This is a genomic window from Rhodobacter aestuarii (genome assembly GCF_900156655.1).
GTDB lineage: Bacteria > Pseudomonadota > Alphaproteobacteria > Rhodobacterales > Rhodobacteraceae > Rhodobacter > Rhodobacter aestuarii.
In genome coordinates, this window is record NZ_FTOG01000003.1 from 93266 (window position 1) to 113955 (window position 20690).

The window sequence follows — 20690 nt, forward strand, 5'->3', positions numbered from 1 at the left end:
GTCGTTGCGTTCGCCGGAGCCTGTCGGATCGTTGTAGTCGATCCGTTTCAGGGTCACGCGCGGCTGCCCTTCGGTGCCCGCGTCGAAGCCCAGTTTTTCGAACTCTTTGTCGAGGATCGACTGCAATTCCAGCAGGTTATCATCAAGCGAGGTCACCGCCTCGTTGATAACGCGGAACACGGGGATAAGCCCCAACTTGCTGTCGATCGAGAAGTTCAACAGCGGCAGTTCTGTTGTCAGAACCTTGTTCGAAATCCCCGATGGAGAAATCACGTCATCGGTGACGGATTCCACCAGTTCGATCAAGGCCGTGAGCGACGAACCGATATTCAGATCCCCAAACAGCGACGTAAAGTTGAGCGTCGGCAGTTCGAAATTGAAGTCCGGCAGCGACGGGAAGGCGATCAACGACGGGAAGTCCGGCAGGCTCGGCAAGGACGGCAGAGCCGGCAAGGACAAGGTCGGCATATCCGGAAGGCTCGGCAGATAAATCCCCGAGAGCGACGGCAGCGACAGGCCCGGCAAGGTCGGCAGCAGCCCCGCAATGCCGAAATTCACAGACGGCAGCGAGAAGTCGAAATCAAACGGTATCTCGATCGTCGGCAGGTCGACCCCACCGATGCCCCCTGTGATGTCGAGCGGCAGGTTCGCATAGACGCCCGCGCCAGAGAACATGGTCGACAGTTCAGGCGAAATGCCCGTCGCGCTCGACACGGGGATATAGGTGCCCCCCACCAGCGTGAAGTCATTCCCCGATACGGTTGCCAATTCAACCGAACGACCGTTTTTCCCGATAATGACTTTCTTCGTCAGATCGAGCGACGAAGACCCATCAACCGCAGTGATGGTCAGATCATTGGTGGCAGAATCCGAGTCCGGATTGAGCGCATCCACCCGGAATTCGACCCCATCTTGGAAGAGCACATCGCCATTCGCGAAATCACTCAGCGCGACGGTATTCGTGATGGTCTTCAAATCGTTTTCGGTCGGCGCATTGACACGCAAAGCGAACGAAAGCGGGTTGTGAACAACATCTTCTGCGGCTGCAGATGCCAGAACATTCGCGGCACCAAGCGCCGCTGGTGTCGCAACAACCGTTTGGGACGCCCCAGTTTTCAACTGGTTGGCCGTCGAGTTGACGGTCAATGTGCGTTTCGCTTTCGAGAACTTCAGATCATTCGCATTAACCGCCACGCCGTTGAGCGTGAGCCCATCGCTGAGAGAGGCCTTGATCGCCTCAAGTGCGGCCTCGGTGACCGTGGATTTCAACAGATAAACCACGCCCTCAGCGGTCAGGTTCATTTGAGAAACCTCGGTCGCGACCGCATCAACGGTCAAGCTGACGGCACCGCTCGCATAGACAACGTCATGCGCGCTCGCATCGCTTTGCAGCCAAATAAGATCAACAAGACCGGAGGCAACATCCACATTGACGATGCGGAATTTCGCACCGTTCGCGCCAGACATGATCTGACCAACTTGCAACGCATTGAACGCGGCATTGCGTGTGCTGATATCTGCCGCAGAGGTCGGATCGGCCCCGATCGTCAGGCCCAGACGGATTGCATCGCTATCGTCAACCAACGCCGCCGAAGCGATAGCGAACGTATTGCCACTGCCATCGTGGGTCAGCCCGCCCACCGGCACTTCAACGCGCACGCCAACGCCCTGTGCAACCGGGCGCACCGCGCCAATGAAGGCAACGGTTAGAACGTCAGCACCATCCAACGAGGTCACAATGGCTTCGAGACCCGCGATATAAACGCCTGTCCCAACAGCAATAGATGCCGGAAACGCGCCGCTCATTTTCACGGCAGCCAAACCGCTTTGCGCGTCAAAGGCGAACTCGTCGACCGTCAGCCCCTCAGCCAAGGCCGTGGTTCCGATGACACCAACAGATGTCCCGTCAGACAGACGCACCACGCCTTCGCCATTCAGCGCAGCAGTCGTGTTCAGCGTGCCGAACCCGCTGAAATACGACCCTGCGGAGGTGGTGTAGCTCGGTAGGTCTTCGTACCAGCTATCGAAATAGACGTTGCTGCCATCCAGAACCACACGGTTGCCAAAGCTTCCGCCAGTGACGTTGTATTCCACAAGCGGTGTCGCATCACCGCCCACAGGCAGACCGCTGATCCGTTTGATCAACAGCGTGCCGTTGTTTCCGACGGTATCCTCGCGATAGGCCAACACGCGGAACACGCTGGTGCCTTGCACAAGCGTTTTGCCAACAAGGGCTTGCAAATCTGCCGGTGCGATGGCGGTTTCATCGATGTTTTCGATGGTCATTGTGCCCGCATCGACACCAATTTTAGCTGCGGCACCAAGGCTGACCGTGCCCTCAGCAAAGCCAAGGTCTATCGTCGTTGACCCCGTGGGCGTGAGCGAGAAGTCGGTGACGTTCAGCGCAAAGCCGCTGCCATCGCCGACATAAAGTTCAAAGTTCGGCGTCTCACCAATGGGCGTATCGGGGTCGATCCCAAACGCCAAATCGAAGGCAAAATTGGCATTCGCTTGAACGCGCGCTTCGGCTCCGCCTTCAAAGCTCAGCGGGCCAAGATCAACGCCAAGGGCGGCCTCAAGGTCCGCATCGGTCACATCGACACGCACACTTTCATCAAGCTGCATGCCGGTGATCGAAATCGCGGCTTTCATCTTGGTCGGGCCACTCTGCCCGGCTTCTGTGATCGGCGTGAAGACAACACTGACTGTCGCGTTGAACGGGGCCAGCGCGGCGGTCAGCGCGGCCTCTACAGCGTCGAGCGACTGCGCACCCGACGATTTCAGATCGACAATCAGCTGGCGAATACCGTCCAGCCCGATCAACTCATTGAGCGACTTCCCAACGAAGGGGATTTCCTGATCAATCAGACCAGCGTTCCCATCCGCGCCGAAAAGCACATCGATCGCAGAAACGATACCCCCAACAATATCGCCATAAGACAGGGCCGACAGGTTCGCGACCGAGTTCAACGCCGAAGACACGATCGCATCATACTTGGCTTGCAAGAAGTTGACCAAAGTCGACGGAACGGTCAGCTCTGGTGTCGCGAAAGTCGCCCCATCAAGGCCCGCACGGCCGGACAGAATTCCGACGGCACGATCACCGCCAAGGCTGGCAATCATCGGCAAGAAGATACCGATGCTGGCAGACATATCCGCGTCGTAGCCAATTTCATCCGCCACAACGGTCAAGTTGGAGGTCGCCCCAAATGCCGTGGTGCCAATACGCTGCACCAGCACATTGGTGTTGCCACCGACAAGCGACTTCCCAATGACGATCCCACTCGCTCCGGTGACGCTGTCTTTGACCTCCATACCAACCGCCAACCGGGTGCCGGATGCAAAGACCAATTGATCAACCTTGCCCAAGGTCGAGGCCGCAGGCGTATTCGCCGCGCCGACGGCTTTGGTCAGAGCCGTCAAAGTATAGAGCGCGAAATCATCGCTGCTGATCGGGGTGGAAAGCAGCGAGGCTGCCAAAAGATCGACGGAGATGGACTTATCCGCATCCCCCGTCACCACATAACGACCCGCTTTGCCGCCGTCGAAATATTGCGTCGTGGCCGCGTCAGCGTCATTCACAATCGTCAGCGCGGCGATGGCATCCGACAGCGCGAAATCTTCTGTTGTTGAGCCGTTTGAGATCCGAAGCGTCGCCCCTTCCGTCAAAGCGCTGAACAAGGTCGCCATTTCCGCTTTGGTCAACGCGAAGGTCAGACCATCGACGGTCGTGCTCGAAATGCTGGTCGTCGTCGTGCCATCAGCCCCTAATACCAACAAGGTGGTCGCATCCATCACGGTCGTCGGTGCGACGGTGATCGCCATCGACATCCAGCTATCTGCAGCGGCGGATTTTCCATCCTCCGCCAAAGCGTAATAGCTCACCCCCACCTTATCGAAGAAGGACGCCGAAGCACCATCGAGGATCGCACCACTGTCAACGCCAGCCGCGAGCGTGGTGCCGGAAATCAAACCGTTTTGGATGGTCGCCAGAACGCGCGAAGACACAACATTGGAAACCAGCCCATCAGCGCCAATCGCCAATTCGACAACGCGTCCCCCGTCAGCACTGAGGAGCGATGGGTCGGTCACCTCAAAGGTCCGCGGTTGCAACGGAGACGCTGAATCAACCGTCAACGACCCAAGGATCAGCGGCAGACGTACATAGCCCTGCTCGATGCCATAGGTCAAAGACGTCGGTGCGATCACACTCGAGACACCATCGGCAGGCAGAAGCGTAATGGTTTGTTCGACAGGATCGGAAGAGGCCACGAGGAAGGTCGCCGTACCATCGCTCAGCCGTACAACTTTGCCATTTTCAACTTGTTTCAGCCAATCGCCGACAATCGCATTTGTATTCGCGATTTTGACTTTCTGCGCGGGCAAACCGCCCACTTCAACGGATTCGGTTCTGGCAACATCCAACGTTGCCGACACGAGCGTTCCCGTCGCGACGAACGAGCCAGCAATAGAGGTGAACGTGCCGCCCATACGGTCCGCATCAATGGCGTCCAAACGGAACGCATTGCCGTTCGCATCAACAAAGACATTGTTGATTTCATGCGATTGCAGCAGATCAGACCCCGCCGCAAAACGCACAGCGCTATCAATCGGCGCATTTGAGATGGTGCGAAGGCCCGCGCTATCGCCGCGCTGCACACTCACAGAAATACCCGCTTGATCCGCGAGTTGCGTCGGCGTTGCGCTCAAGCTCCCGAGAAGGCTGTTCAGCGCCGCACCCGCGAGGCTGCCCGTTGCCGTTGGCGCCGCTGCTAGATCAAGCGGACGCAGATCAACGCTTCCCGTGACAGCGTTGAAGGCGGCAATTTCAAACCAAGCGTTGTTTGCATCTTGGACCAGACGCAGATCTTCGAGCCAGGTCCCAATCGGCGCCCCGCCCAGACCACTGACGCGCTGAACGCTGCCGTTCATCCCAAGATCAACAGCCGTGTTGCTGGTAAAGGTCACAAACGGACGATAAAGCGCGCCCCCCGCCAACGGCGCCCCGGTGTGCCCAATAGCCGTGATCCACGCCGCGCCGGTTTCAACCTTATCGACGCGGAACCAACGGCCCGATTGATCGACATAATGCCCGCCGACCATCGCCGCAGGCACATCCGTCGTGCCGCTTTCAAACGTGACGCGATAGCGGATAGACAGATCAGGCTGCGGCGCGACAGTTGTAATTTCGGCAATTGCCCGGCTATCGACAGCGCTATCCGCGACATTCGCGCGGGTCAGATCGGTCATCGTGGCGTTGGAGCCGTCTTCGAATTCGACAACACGATCAAACGTCGTCGCCCCGATGGCCGCGCTGACGAGATCCCCCTCAAGGGTATTGACCAGCAAAGTCGCATCGCCCGCAGCAACGTCTGCCATATCGGTCGTGGTGACATCCCCAACCCAGATTTGGTTCCCGCTGGCATCAAAGGCAGCGATGCGCGCATCACTTTGCAACATACGGCTGATGTCGATCCCAGTGACCCCCAGATCGACCGCGACACGCAAATCCTGACCTTCCGGTGCATTGACCGACAGAACCGTTTTCCACGACCCCGAAGCGCTCACTTCCCCCGTGACAGCATCGACCGTTGCGACTTTGTCGGCAGAGGTAAAGACGTTCAGGTTACCGCCGCTAATTGCTGCGGAGGGCGCAAGCAATTCAAGAACACCCGTCTCATGGTTCCACGATTTGACGATGCCGAATTTTGCGGTCGCCGGATCGAAACTCGCGCCGGTCCCCGAGGTGACCAACTGACCAACCTTAAAGGTTGACGCCGTCAGCCCCGCGTCGCGGCGTTTCAGGGTCAGCGTCTGTGTTTGCGCTTCTGCGTTGGAAGACAGCCACATCGACCCGCCCACCATCGCAAATTGCGGGGAGAAGGAGCTAGACCCCGCGAGCGTGTTCAGCATCCCCGCAACATCCGCCGAAAGGCCGATGTTCTCTTCGGTTGTCTGGGACAAGCGCAGCCCCGCCCCCACCGACAGTTCCGAGCTTTCGAGCATGCGCAGCTCAACGGGAAGAAGGCCCTGACCAATGAGTTGCAGATCGAGGTTCAACTGCGCCGCACCATCGATGCGGAGGTTCATATTGATGCCGTCGTCGAGCGCGGAGCCAGAAATCGGCCCAAGGTCGCCGAAGTCGCCCAGAACAATGTCGATGAACCGGTTGTCTTGGACGATGCGGTCGAAATTCACGTTGATATCTACGATCCAACGGCCCGGGAATGTCGCATCCTCGGAGTATTCGAGCGTCAGGAACCCACTCGGCAGACCCACGGTATTCGCGACGGCATCCAGCCAGACGTTCAGATCGAGATCGCTGCCGCCGCTCTGCGTCGGGGGCAATAGATCAAGCACATCACGCAAGATCGTAGACAGGCCGGTCAAATCATCAAGCGACTGGTTGATAAACGGAATATCGGCATTGAGAACCGTCGCACCCGCGCCCTGACCCTCGATCAACGACTCGATCCCCGTGCGCAGATAGTCGATCAGCTGTGCCGGTGTCAGTTGGTTCAAACGCGCGATTGCATTGGTGACAGAGGTCAGTGAGCCTTCGACGTAAGCGCGAATATCCGCGGCGGCTTTCGTGGGATCAAAGATGCCATCAACCGTCCCGCCACCACTCGTGCGCAGATCCGTAAAGAGGTCAGTGATCGAGTGGGTTCCCGAAAGGGCAAGATCCGCAAAGTCCGCCAGATCCAGCGCGCTTTGCAGCGTGCCAATTTCCAGACCAACAAGGTCGGCCTTGGCCACCAGATCAACGGTCAACGCGGCATCAAGCTCCGGGCGGATCGTCGACGGATTAAAGACCGGCGCATTCCCTTGGGTCACCGCCAAAGTGGCCAGCAGCGCATTTACAGCCGCAGCATCCCCACTCCCCAGCGTTTCTTGAATAGCGTCAACCGGTGAATCCAGAACGAGGGTCAGCGTATCGCCGTTGACACCCAGCACACGGCCTTGGACGGAGCCTGCGCCGAAGGTAATGCTTGCCTCTTCCGGCGTTGCCGCATTGGCAACGTCTGAGAACACCGCACCCGCACCGGAGATGGTCACGTCATAAATGTAAGACAGGGCGTCGAAATCACGGACATCCGGCGCCTCCACCAAGGTCGCCAGCGGGGTCAACGCATGAACCTTGACCGCGCCGCCCCAAGCATGGGTGAGCACATCATCCGGCAAGACAACGTCGATGGTATTTGTCGAAAGATCCGACGGAAGAACAACCATCAACGGCACTTGTAACGTCCCCGTCGCCCCGTCCGAGATCTCTAGAAGAACGTGGTCAAGGCCATCAAAGAGCGCAGCCGTGCCATTCGTCAGGGTCAGCGTCGCGAGGTTTGTGCCACGGGACACGCTCGACACATCAAAGGTCGCGCCGCTGATAACCCGCTGCAGCGTATCCCCTTCCGACAGAGCCGAGGTCTGGCCTGACGGAATACCGGTTTCTTGGACAAGGAACTGCGAGGCCCCAGAGACAACGATCCCCACGCGCGATGTGCCAAGGGCCACATACTCCGCATTGGTCGCGCTTGGGGTATTGGCGAGATCATCCGCCCAAGTCACGTTGACGATCTGGGTCGATGACCCTGGCGCCACGGCACTATCAAGCGTCAAACGCGCCAGCTTGGATGTTGCCGAGGCCGCGGTTGTGCCAACAGCCGTAACCGCCCCAGCCGCGGCCTTAAACCCACCATTATCAAGGAGGAAGAACGTCTGTTCCGGGTTATCTTCGGAGGTCAAGGTGAAGGTGAGCGAGGCATCCGCATCCCCGGCTGCATTGGTCAGACCGATGAAGCCATCCGTGATACTTGCGTTCAACGGCTCTCCGCCGATGTTAAAGCCGAGCGTCACATCGACGTTCGACGCCTCAGCACCAAACGAAAGCGACAAGTTCGACGCGCTCCCGATATAGAGGATCGGATCAAGCAGTGTCGACGCGCCTTGAAGAGACCCGAGGCTTTGAAGTGACGCATCTTCGGAGAGTGCGCCCCCAAAGACGAGTTTCCCAGACAGACCAACCCCAGTCGAAAGTTGCGCAGAAAGATCACTGGTAAGGCCAAACGTGCCATCCAACTGGGCGGCCAGCCCCAAAGCCTCGATCAGATCGAGGCTGAGCGCGCTTTGCGCCACAATCGCGTTGTCAAAATCGAGCGCGATTTCCAAGGCGCGGTGCGGAATACCGCTTGTCCAAACATTCCCCGAAAGAGTCGAGAAATTGATCGAGAAGACCGGTGGGCTATCCCAACCGGCAACTTTCGCAATCGCCTTATTGACCTCTTTTTCAATGGTCAGCAGGGCTTCTTGGATCGTGCCGCCCGGATTGTTCACAACTTGATCTGCGGTTTCCAACGCGAGGTGAACCGAGGTGAAAATCTGGTTCAACGGGAGCAGATCATTGATGGTTTGGCCGATGAACGGCAGTTCTGCCGTCAAGTCGCTGCCACTCGGCGCACTCACCGCATTCAAGACCGGCGTAACAATCGCGGCGCCGGTGTAATTATAGGGATAATCGACCCCAAAGACCCAGCTGTAGGCGGTGTCGACCATATTGATCAGGTCGGACATGCCGAAAGACGCAAAATCGTCCAACTGCGGCATCAACAGGCTCCGCAGGTTCAGATCTTCGGGCACTTCGAAGAAGTCGATATTGACCTCGGGAAGTGTCAGTCCATTGGCGATATCTGCCGCAGAACGCGGCAAGAGATCCCCTGCAATGCGGGCCGCCGAGAACTCGCTGATCGGCTGAAGCGCCTCACCAAAGGCACGCGACAGGGCGAGCCCCATACCAAAGCCGCCGACCGTATTGGTGCCGACAGACTGGGTGCCAGAGCTATCCGTTACGGTGAAATCGAGCTGCGCGCCTTTGCTACGCAGTTGATCTGCCAGCGATTTTGTTAGGTCAGGTGTGGTGTTGGACTCCTTCCCGAAGACAAACCGGGAGTCTTCTGCAACAAGGCCAAATTTGCCAAGGCTCCCCGCATCAATCGCAAAGGAGATATCGGTCGGGCCAAGGTCCGCAAGCGCGCGGATCGCGAGCGGCGCAACGGTTTCATCGACAAGATCAACATAGTTGCCCGTCGACAGGTCTTGCTTGACGAACTTAACGCTCGCATCCGAACCTAGTTCGACCGCAACATCCAGATCAACGGACACCGCATAACGCAGCAGGCTTCCGTCGAGCGCGGTGATGCTCAGCAGATCAGGTTGGCTCAGCCCCAGAAGCGACTTCAAAGCCTCAAGGTTAGAGATATCAAAACCGCTCAGATCAAATCCGAGGTCGATTTCCCCCTCGATCAGCCGGGTCCCTTTCATCGTCAGGATGACGGAATCTTTCAACCCACCAACGTCAGTATTGCCTTCCAACAGCGCGACTTGCAGCGCATCAGGGGCAAATCGGAACGGGCTCGACGCATCAGTCATCGCGCTATGGATCAGGCTTGCACCATAATCCAACGCCTCGTCTTTCGCGTCCTTGAGCGTTTGAATGGCAACGCGCAAGGCGTCCTTCAAACCCGTCATATCTTCGATGGACTGACCCACCCCTGGAATTGTCAGGTCAATCAGGCCATTGTCGCTATCAAGATCACCGATCAGGGCTTCTGCAAAGGCCTCGAACCCATCTGCAAAGGTCGAAATGTCAGACCAATTAGAGGTGAACGTGCTCGCTTGGGCGAGCTGCGAGCGCATTGCATCAATCAGCGTTCCCGTGCTAAAGCCCAATTGCGGCAGACCAAACTTACCGTCCTTGAGGGAGGCGGTCAGGGTCGCCGTGCCAAGATCATCAAGAGTGATCGTTTGCCCCGCGATAACGATGGAGGCAGAGACATCCAGATCCACGTCGGAGGCGAATTCAATCGCCGAAACAGGCTTCAGACGAGAGGCTTCAAACGCGGGCACAATACCTTCGTAATCCGGCAGACCATCGTCCATTTTCAGACGGATGGCCGCGCGACCAATGGTCAATGCCTCTGTGTTCGACCCGCCGGTGACATTCACGCGAACCGAGGTTGCGCCAACAAGGCTCGTTTGGAAGTCCAACAAAACACCCGGATTGGCGTCATCCGAGCCGAGGTCCAGCGTGATGTTAGCACCCGCGCGGGTACCAAATTCATCAACCATTTCAAGCGGCAAAGTGCCAACGCTGTAAACAAAGCCCGCAATCCCCCATGCGGACTGATCGCTGAGTTCCAGCGTATCGGCGGCGCGCAGAACGCCATCCAGAACGCTCACCGCGATGCGTGTTCCCTCAACGGCAACGACCCGGCCTTCACCGACTTTGGTCCCCGATGCGTTGAACACATTGATGGTTTTACCCACCCAGTCCTCAGCCGATCCCGTGTTCGGGCCCGACCAATCGAGTTCATAAGACCGCGTCACACCCGCGATGTCGTTGCTCGTCAGACCGTCTGCAGAGAGAACGCGGATCGTGTCCCCGGCCCCGACCGAACCGGACTTCATCACGAGGCCCAGACCGGTTTCGCTTACCCCCGCAACGACGCCACGACCGGTGACATTTCCATTCTCATCAATGATCGCGATCTTCCGACCGACCATCGAACTTGCCGATGTCTGATCATAGCCCGCATATCCAACCTCAACGGAGCGCAGATCAACTTCGAACCGGAAGGCCGCCAAAACCGGTGCCGTCGCCGCGGCATAAACCGCCGTCAGCGCATTCAAGTTGACCGTATTCGAAACGGCTGTCGTGCGATCGGTCGCGAGGTAGTCATGAACAATCGTCGTCGCCGTCGTCTCGTCGAAATCCCGGTCCCATTCGATCCCAAACTGGACCTGCGTGGTGTTGGAATTTTCAACGAAATCTTGGGGAGTATTCGCGGCATCGAGATAATCGACCGTGCGAATGACGCCAACGGCAACGGTTTTCCCATTGGCATCTTGCAACCGCAGACGTGACGCCTCGCCGAGGTCATCAGCCTCCCCCAAGAGGGTCGTGTACTGTGCTTTGGTCAGCGTGAAGGTCGAGTCACGGAATTGAACAGCCCCCGAGAGGTTCAGCGACAAGTCCGCCGACGGCGGGATTTCCGGTGTCGGAATCCCGAAGAATTCGGTGAATTCGCTGAGGTTAAGCGTCAATTCCGGCGACAAGCCAGCCGGAAGCGCGAGCTTGATCACCACCCCCATACGGTTCGGCGAGGAGGCCGCGCCCGCAACAGGCGGGATCAATTCAACAGAAAGCGGTGATCCCTGCGGCAAGGCGTTGGCGACAATGGCGTCCAACTGGCCCAAGGATTTCGCGGGGACATTGGCAATAATCGTCTTGATGGTTTCCAGTTGGTCATCAAGACCGATCAGATCTGCCAAGCTTTTCCCGATGACAGGAAGGTCTTGGTAGAGAACCGAAACGCCGGTCGGCGCGGAGTCAGCAGACAGCAACGCCGCAAGCGCGATGTCGATGGTGCTGGCCAGATCGGTCGCCCCTTCCCCCAACAAGACAGAGGAGAGCCCGTCAATCGCGCCAAACCGCAGGTCAGACAAGGAAGACGCCTGATAATCCATCAGGTTCTGAGCCGCAGAAGCCGCACCAGCCGTCACCAGAGACGGCAATTGCGATTTGATCGCCAATTGTATCGCATCCGTCACGGAGCCGATGGTGGCTGTCGCGCCCGTTGTGCTGAGCACCGCATCCAATTTGCTCAGGTCAAGCTGCGGCAGGCGGTCAGAGGTGAACACACCAACCAAGGCGGCATAGGTCGCGCCCGCCGTTTTCAGATCACCGGTCAGCGTTGTCAGAAGCGTGGTGATGGCCGCGCTATCGGCCCCGTCCAGCGCCGATTGCAGCGCAGTCAGGTTTGCAACGGCAGCCGCCAAATCTGCTTCCAGAGCTGCAACATCCAAGGCCCCCAGTCGCGCGGTGACACTCGTCAAAGACGGGATCAACGGCGAGCCAGCCCCCAAGAGTTCAACGAATGCCGCATTCGCAGTGTCAAGCGCGCCAACGCCCGCCGCCAACACGTCATCGCGCAAGGCTTTCACTTCGGTCAGCGCAACCGTCAGGGCATCCAGCCCATCCGAGAGGGTCGTGATTTTTGCCTGGGCTCGGGTGAGCAAAGTCGCACTCGCCCCTGACGCCAGAGCCGCGATACTCTTGCTTGCAGCCTCGGCCATTTCGGCGAGAAGCGCGACGAGTTCCTCCCCCGCAGCGCTGAAGGCACTTTCGGTCAATGTCACCGTTTCAAAGAGACCGCGAACGACCTCCATCTCGGTATCTACAGCCGCGCGGATTTGCGTGATGTAGTTGACATAGGAAGAGAGCTTGCTCGAAAGCGCCGAAATATGGGCCGCCGAAACCGTTGCGAGAGCCGTCAGAGAGGCCAATTCGCTTTCGGACCCCGCGGGCGCCGTCAATGCGCCAAGGCGTGCGACAAGATCAGCAGCCGAGGTCGCCAAACGCCCCACCTGCCCGTTCAATGTGCTCAGGCCGGTTTTGGCGTCATCAAGCGCAGATTTCACCGCCGTCGCCGTGCCCAGCGGATCAGCCGCCGACAAGCCAATCTGTGCAACAGCCGTTTTTGCCGCCTGATCAACAACTGCAAAGGTCGCCCTACGCGCGGCTTCCTCGGTCAAAAGCGCCTCGACCTCTGCCTTGATTTCGAGGAAGGCTTTGACCGTTTCAAATTCTGCATCGGTTTGCGCGCCATCAATCGCCTGAACAACCGTCAACGCGTTCAAAGTGTTGCCAAGCCGGTCAAAGGCCGCCGTCTGATCCGCAACCAATGTCGCATAGGCCCCACCAACCGATGCGTCCCCGCCCGATTTTTGCAGTGCATCAAGCGCGATCTCAGCCAGCGAATTCCCGGCCACATCCAGCTTTGCTTTCGCGGCCGTGATGTCCGCAATTAACGAGGCCAAAGCGGTTTGCGCGCTTGCAAGCGCAGTTTGTGCGGCAGAGACAGCCGCGTTCGCAGCAACCATGCGGGCCGCAAGCGCCGGGTTGTCCGTTTGGGCGCCAACCAAAGGATCTATGCTCGGATCCGCCAAATACCCTGGCAGCAATTTCGCACGCTGCACCAACTCCGCCGCAAGGTCTTGGGCGTCGCGCAGATCTTGAGAAAGTTCCAATATCTCTGCGGTCCGCGTATCTGCGGTGGCAATGAGCGTTTCAACTTTGGACAGTTCGGTTTGGAGGAGCGTCAGCGAAACATCCGTTTGCGCCTCTTCCACCGTCATCCAAGCGCCGGCATCCGAATTACCCGCGACAGAGAACGAACCCTTGTCTCCCGTCAGGTCCAACCGACCGGACGAGATGGTAAAGTCGGCAGTTTCGGTGCCGTCCCCATTCACGCCGATGTTCAGGTTCTGCACGATCGAGGCACCGTTGGTGTCTTTGAACGACAGATCAATCTGTTTGTCAGCCGCGCTCAAATCGGCGGAGCGGGTCGCCGTGGCATCCCCATTTGCGATGGTAAAGTCGATACGACCATCATCGCCTGTGCCAATTTTGAATGAGCCATCCGCCGCAAATGAGACACGGATATTGGGTTCAACATAAAGCTTTGCCGCGCCCTGCAAAACGCTATCGATCAGCGCGCCATCGTATTCTGGTGTGTCTGTGGTGATCCCAAGAAGAACCGCCAGTTCTTCTTCGCGCAACGCGGCGCGGGCCGTGTAATCGACCACGATTGTCGGGCGGTAATTCATGATCAGATCGCCGGACCGAACGTCAAATTCAAACGTGATCGGGCTCGTGTCTGTCACCATATTGCCATGCGACGCATCAAACTGTTTGGACAGTTGCGCGGCCACATAGCCAATCGTGTTGAGGTCAAGCGCGTCGCTATTGAGCGCGGTGATCAGATCATTGAAACGCAAGGCTTCAGAGATCGAAACAGGGTTTGCGGATTCCGCCCGTGTCAGCACATCCGCGATGGTGAGTTCCCCCGCGAAAGGCAATTTCACTTCGAACAGGTCTGCAAAGACGCCAGACCCAACCTCAAAGGCAGAGGAAAGCGCGGTCACTGCAGCGCGAATATCGCCTTTGAAGGTCAAGGACGAAATGCCACCGGGCAGTTCGTTCAGGTTCTTATCGTTGAAATTCCCAGAGATCACAGCACGTTCGACCGTGCCATCCGCAAAGATCGCGATGCGCTCAAGCGCGCTGCCCGTTGCGCCGATATCAGTCGTGCGGATCGCCGCAGGTCCGGTCAAGGACAGCGGATGCAGTTGACCGATTTCAAAAATACTCGTGTCCGATGCAACGGCAAAACGCGGCGACCAGATGGTCTGCGCGGTGAACATTTTCTGACCGTTTCCATCGCGGATTAGGTTCAGCAGATCGACCAGCGTGATGTAATCCAGCGTCGCATTCGACTGCAGGGTCAGCGTATCGGTCGCGGCATCAAAGGTTGCAACCGGACCCGACACCGTGCTGTCCGCAGGTTTGATGACGATGTTCAAACCCGAATGCGTGATCCCGACATCATTTGCCGTGATCAAAATCGTATTGCCCCCCGCCAGCAGATAACCGCTGCCGGTCGCTCCGGTCAGAATATCGGAAACCGTTCGCTCAGTGCGCTCGACACCCGTGGTAAAGATGCCCTGAAGGCTCATCAGGCTTTCTTGGGACCAGAGGCTTTCGTCACTGAAATCGACCGCAGCCCAAGAGCTGACCGACAGATCGCTGGTGCCAAGGTATTGATAGAAAACACCGGTCGTAGCGTCGCCCGTAACGTCGTTGAGAACAAGTTGGCCTGCCGAGACGGTCGTCGCCGATGTATCCGACATCAGGTGATCGGCAAAATCGGTCGCATTCAGCGAACCAGAGCCCGTGTAGATGTAAAGATCACCGTCACGGGCCGCGCCGGGCAGCAGATCAACCGTGATGATCGGCGCCGCGCCAGCGGTCACCACGTCTAGGCCGAACTGGAAGTTCGCTTCCCCTTCGATATCGGCCGCAATACCGCCCGAAAAGTCGACCGCGCCCGCCACAGGGCGGAAAACAAAACGCGGCGTAAAGGTCAGAACCTGCGTGTTGGTTAGGCCCGAAAAAGTCTTATCGCCAACATTCACCGTCGCCGCGTTGCGGAAGGTGATCTGCGGCATCGGATCAGACACGACGGTCGACGACAGCCAGACGTTCCCCGCCACTTCGGAAAGCTCAATAAACGGCTCGAACTGGCCGCCATCGCGCTTCAAGCCGAAGTCGATGTTGATGTCGAGGTCGGCATTCAACCCAAACTCGTATCCATCGATGTCCCGGTTGCTACCGGTCATCGAGATCCCCATTTCGCTCAGATCAAAGAGATCCGAGATGAAGTCCTCGCCGACTTTTTTCTCATAGGTGACAAGGTCTTGGATTTTGATCCGGTAGCGGACTTCGTCCAGCAGCTTACCGTCCGCAGACAAAGTGTCTTCGAGTTCTTGCACCGTCGACGCAGACCCGGCACCAACATCATTGCCCGTGATCACCTCAAGTGTGATGAGCTTATCTGCGTCCAGCCCCGTGATAATAGACAATTGCTGTGCCAGATCATCCACATAGGCGCGCAGATCACCGTTGTAATCCGTGCCGTTGAAATGCAGCGGCGTGCCGTTCAGCACATAATCATTCAGCGCGTCGAGATGGGCCGTGATGAGCTGCGAAAGGTTGTTGAACGACACACTCGCATCCGGATCTTCGATCAGATCGATAAAGCTCTTTCCGTAGATAAGCGGGATGTCTTGCGTCATGAACCCGCTCAACCCATCGGCGGATGCAACGCTTTGCCGCAGCAACTGGTCGAACTGCGAGAGCGCACCATCGCGTTTCAGCCACGTATCGCTGAACCGTTGCGCGGCTTCGTCGAGCAACAGTTTCATTTCCCATTCGCTATCATTCACAAGCAGCAGGCGGGGATCATCCGCCACGATCTGATCAAACCCAGAGGCGACGAAACGCGGGGCAAAGGTCGTGCCTGCGGCCTGACCGGCATAGTCAATCGGGAGGATGAATTCGTAGAAGGCAACGGCATTCGTCAAACCGCCGACAGGCGCTGTTGTCCCGTCAAGCGGGAGAAAATCGGCGGTCGAGCTATCCCCCGCAATCGCGGTCAAACGGAACTGGTCGCCGTTGGCGTCAATGTAAATTTGGCCAATGTCCGCCGCCGTTGCCCAAGTGACATTGCTGTCAAACGTGACGCGGAACTGATCGCCCTGCGTGACAGAGAAGCTGATATCGTGCTGCCCTTCAAGATCGGAAACCAGCGGCGACAGGCGCGGGCTTTCACCGCCCGGCAAGCGCCCATTCGCGGCAAGCGTTTCGGGCCGGAACGCAACCTTGAGACCAAACGTCGGGTTGGAAACATCTTGTTTGCCCAACTCGCCCAAATCGATCTGAAGCGTTGTTCCCCCGACCCCGGCGCCCGAGAAACCAAGGTCAAATTCAAACATGTTGTCCGTCGCGCCAGCGGTGTCCAGCGGCTCAAACCACGTGTCAAACGTCAGGGTTTCTTCGACGAGAGCGCCCCCGTTGTAAGAAGCCACTTCGTTATTCGCGGCTTGAATACGCGTGCGGACGCGCGCGGCTGCGATTGGCGTCACGCGATAGCTCGCACCGGACAGCAACAGCGTGCTCAGCCGGGAGAAATCAATCAAGATCTGCGGCAGGGTGAGTGCAGAGCCTGAGAAGTCGAGCGTGACACCATCCGCCGCATTGAAGCTGGCCGTGTAGTTGGCGGCCCCGGTCAGCGCGGTCATCAGGCTCGACAGGTCTGCGGTCTCATCAAACGATCCAAACTGGGTCTGCAGAGCGTTGACGAGGTAGTTCTGGAAATCAGCCTGCGTTGCCGTCGTCGGATCGTTGTTGACGATGATTTCTGCAATGCTGTTGCCGACAACAGGGATCAGCCCTTTCAACTCCGGCATCGCCAACAAACCAGCAAGGAACCCATCTTGCATGATGGTGTCCGCTTCGCGCATTTTCAGCCAGTAAAGCGCCTCTTGCACGGTCGCATCATCAAAGAGGCCCGTGTACCCCGTGTTCACGACGCGCAGGTCATTGAACGTGGCCAAAGACAGCGAATAGGTTTTGTCCAGAACGGACTCCGCCCATGTGTTGAACTCGCCACGCGGATCGTTGAAGTCGAGCGCGAAAGAAAGCGTTGCGACGTCGTCTGTATCAGTGGGGTCGAGTTCCCAACCCGTACCCCCAATCACAAACCCCTGCGACATGCCCAGCGTCAGCGTGGACATATCAATGCGCGGTTCCCCCGGCAAATTGATGTCCAAAGCGGCATTACTGGTATCCACCGACACGACCTCAGCTGCGAGATCGACGCTCAGGTTCGTGGGCTTGGCATTGTAGGTGGAGTTGAACTTGACCGTCGCCCCCAGCGACATGTCTGCCGTGCGTTCACCGATTTTCTTCAAGAGCGGGATTTCGCCCCAAACGGCGCGCACGCCCGCTTCTTCGCGGACCAAAAGGCCCGTCAAATCAACGTCGAGCACATCCGCCGCATAAGACAGGCTAAACGCGCTTGCGCCCGCACCGTCGAGCAAATTCGCAGCCGTATAGCCATTCAGCCCCACCAGCGCGAAATCTGTCGAGATTGCAGCGAGAGCCGCAGACAGGGCGGCAGCACTATTCTCGGTCCGGTCAGCCCAACTGCGCGCGATCGCATCAGACAGGCCTTCGAGAATTGCGGCCAGTTCACCGTCTTGCGCGCCAATGCCCGCCAATTCTGGCAAAGATGTCAGGTCCGCAACCTGACGCTCGGCCAAGGTGCGCGTGTCGGACGCGGTGGCGCTGGTGCCCAGCAAGTCACCAAAGCCAGCGTCAGGCGTATCAACAAACGCTTCGCCATCGCGCAAAACCGGGATCTGCAGCGCATTGGTCTGCGATTTATCTGACGCCGGTGTCACAACCTCTTTGGTGAGGGGGGCCGTGATCTCGCGCATATCTTCGACAACGCGCTGAAGACCCAGCAGGGCAAAGGCATCACGGCCAACAGGGTGATCCAAGGACACTTTGGAGGTCAGGCCATCAAGCCACGCTTTGACGGGCGTATCCGCCGCCGTGGGGTTCAACTTGGCATAGACCATGTTCACCGATGGAACGGCGCTGCCATAAAGCTGTTCAGTATCAATGGCGATTGAGGGAGCGCCCAGACCTGCCCCGCCAAAGGTATAGGTGTTGCTGAACTGGGCGCCCATAATAGAGTCGCCAAAGTCCAACGGCATCGCCATGACCCAAGCGCTATCGGTCAGGAAGCTATCAGCCTCCCCGCCAGCCGCGCGGACAAACAGTTTTGTGCGGGCAAGATCAACTTGCGGATCGCGCGCGAAGAAGCCTGTGCCAATCGCGCCATCGAAAAGCGTTGCCTCTTCACGAACATTAAAGCTGAACGAGGCAGCTGCGGTTCCGGTGTTGGTAAAGGTGAGCGTGTTGTCACTGACGACAACGGTCAAATTGGCCGCCGCAGCCTGTGCCACAAAATCAACGTTCGACGCCAAGGCCGCCGCAACAGTCGTGGCGCTGGTATCCAAAACAACGTCGAAGACTTTTGAACCAAATTGGAAACGTACGGGCAAAATAGAAGAGGAACGATCCGCGAAAGCCACGGCCTGTGAACCGCTTGCCGCGATGGTTGCCGAACGCACGCCGGTTTTGTTCAAGATAATCTGGAACGCAACATCGGAGCCGGTGCTGTTTGCAACACTTAGCGTGTTGCCGGAAACCGTCGTCGTCAGGCCAGCCGCCGCAATGGCAGAGGCAAAATCAGCATTCGCGTTAAGGGCTTCGGCCAAGGAAACAGCCGTCGCATCAAGAAGCAGATCGAACGAGGCCGCCCCCAAAGTCACCGAGGCCGGAACCGCAAGGTTCGGTATGTTCGTCAAGACAATGTTGGTCGTTGCACCATTCGTAATCGTTGCGGACACATCCGTAACGGCCCGCAATTCAAGCTCTGCAACTTGGCGAACATCGACACTCCCGGTCGAAATTTCTTTGGTCAGCGCAAGCGTGCCCTGAACCTTGCCAAACCCATTGGTGAGCGACGGCGGCAGGCCCACCCAGTTTCCGCTCAGAGCGAGGTCGAGAACGACCTTATTCGATGCCGCTTCGTCCGGCGAGGCCAGCGTCAGACCCGCCGAAATTTTCGAAAACAACGAGACGATGCGCTTCGTCGCAATCTCGTGACGGTCGGCGAAGTTTGCCTGATCGTAATTCGAAAGGCTCGCTTTGATGTTGGACACAAGGTCCGAGGCATCCGCCCCTGCGAGGGTCGCATAATTGATCGTCTCAGCGCCCGCGTTGAAAGCCGCAACCAAACGGTTCACGTCGGCCGTGGTCAGAACATCCGCGCCCGAAACAGTCGTGGCCGCAAGATAATCGCCTGCCGCGATGACCCCCATGATGCCGCTAAGATGCGCCGCATTCGCCGCGCTGTAAGGTCCTGTCAGGCCAGATTCATCAAAAAGCGCAGTCCGCACTGCCGCCGGAAGCAACGCAACTTCGGCGGCAAGGGCCGCACGCCCCGCCGTCAGGGTCGCTTCTTCAACGATCGCAACGATTTCGTTCAATGCACTCGAGGCATCGCCAAACCACGACAGCGGATCGGTTGCGGTGTAACCGAACACGACCGTGTTGTTGTTCGTTTGGGTGTAGCTGACCCCCAAGGTTGCCAAGGCCGAGGTCACAGCGGTCTGAGCGAAAACGGCCGTTAGGGCGGATTGGCCGCTCAGATTGGCCGAAAAGTTGAGCGTACGGCCTGCGATAATAACCTGAAGGCTCTCGCTGCTTGACGCACTTGAGGCCGATAGCGTGAAGGTATTGTCCGTCGTCGCAGCGCCCGCTTTGATCGTGAAGACCTCTGCGGCAGCACTCCCAACCTTGACGCTAAAGCTCACCTCATCGGCAAGGTCACGCCAAGCGGTCGATGTGGGGAATGTCGCGCCAGCGTAGAGCCCGCCGGCCCCAAAGAGATCCGCAACGGTCTCCGTCGGGGTCTGCGCGTCGGCCAGATACTCATCTAGGTTTGTTGCGGTTCCAAGGGCCGCAATCGCCCCCCCCAAATTCAGCTCTTCGGTTTCGATGGCCCCATATTCGGCCTCAAGGTCCCAATCCCCTTCAGACCCGGTCGTATCCGTCGACGCCGCGACATCCGCCCCAGTCAACACCGCCAAACGCTGCGGCAGACCACCATCCGCAAGATCACAAGCGTAAAGCATCAGGTCGCTGTCGGGACCCATTGCACGTGCCAGCGCATTCACCAGCGGGTCGTCAGCCTCAACATCCGCGCTTAAAAGCGTGTCACCAATCTGGAAGCCATCCGCAGAGCCGTGGCTGATCCAATGGATGGCATCGTAGCGCACACCTGTAGACAGCGCGGCAATGGCTTCGTCTTTGCTCCCGACAAGCGCAACAGTCTTGTTATCGGCTCCGCCAAAACCGATATCTGCAAGCGCTGCTTGAAGGGGCGAAAGATCGCCAAGGGTGGAATCCAAAAGGACCAACTCGCGCGCTGCCTGTTCTTCAACAGATTGCGCGGACTGTTCGACCTCAGGCTGAACGGGTTCGACCTGCCGCTCATAAAAGACGTTATCCTCCTCGCGATCGTCCGGCGCGTAGGGGATCAGATCAACCGAAAGAAGGATTCGCTCTTCTAGGGGTTCAATCGCAATTTTACGACGACCTGCAGAAGAACGAGCCTTCTTGCGCTTCTCAAACATCTTGTTCATGGCGGAACTTT

The 20690-nt window shown here is 58.0% G+C and carries 1 protein-coding gene (cut by a window edge); it reads right to left on the minus strand.

The features are described from left to right. Positions 1-20679: the beginning of a DUF4347 domain-containing protein gene (locus BW967_RS05650; RefSeq protein WP_076484088.1), read on the minus strand. Its footprint begins 21873 nt before the window's first position; the window shows 20679 of its 42552 coding nt (coding positions 1-20679); it begins with the start codon at positions 20677-20679; the stop codon falls past the left edge of the window. Positions 20680-20690 lie beyond the last annotated feature (11 nt).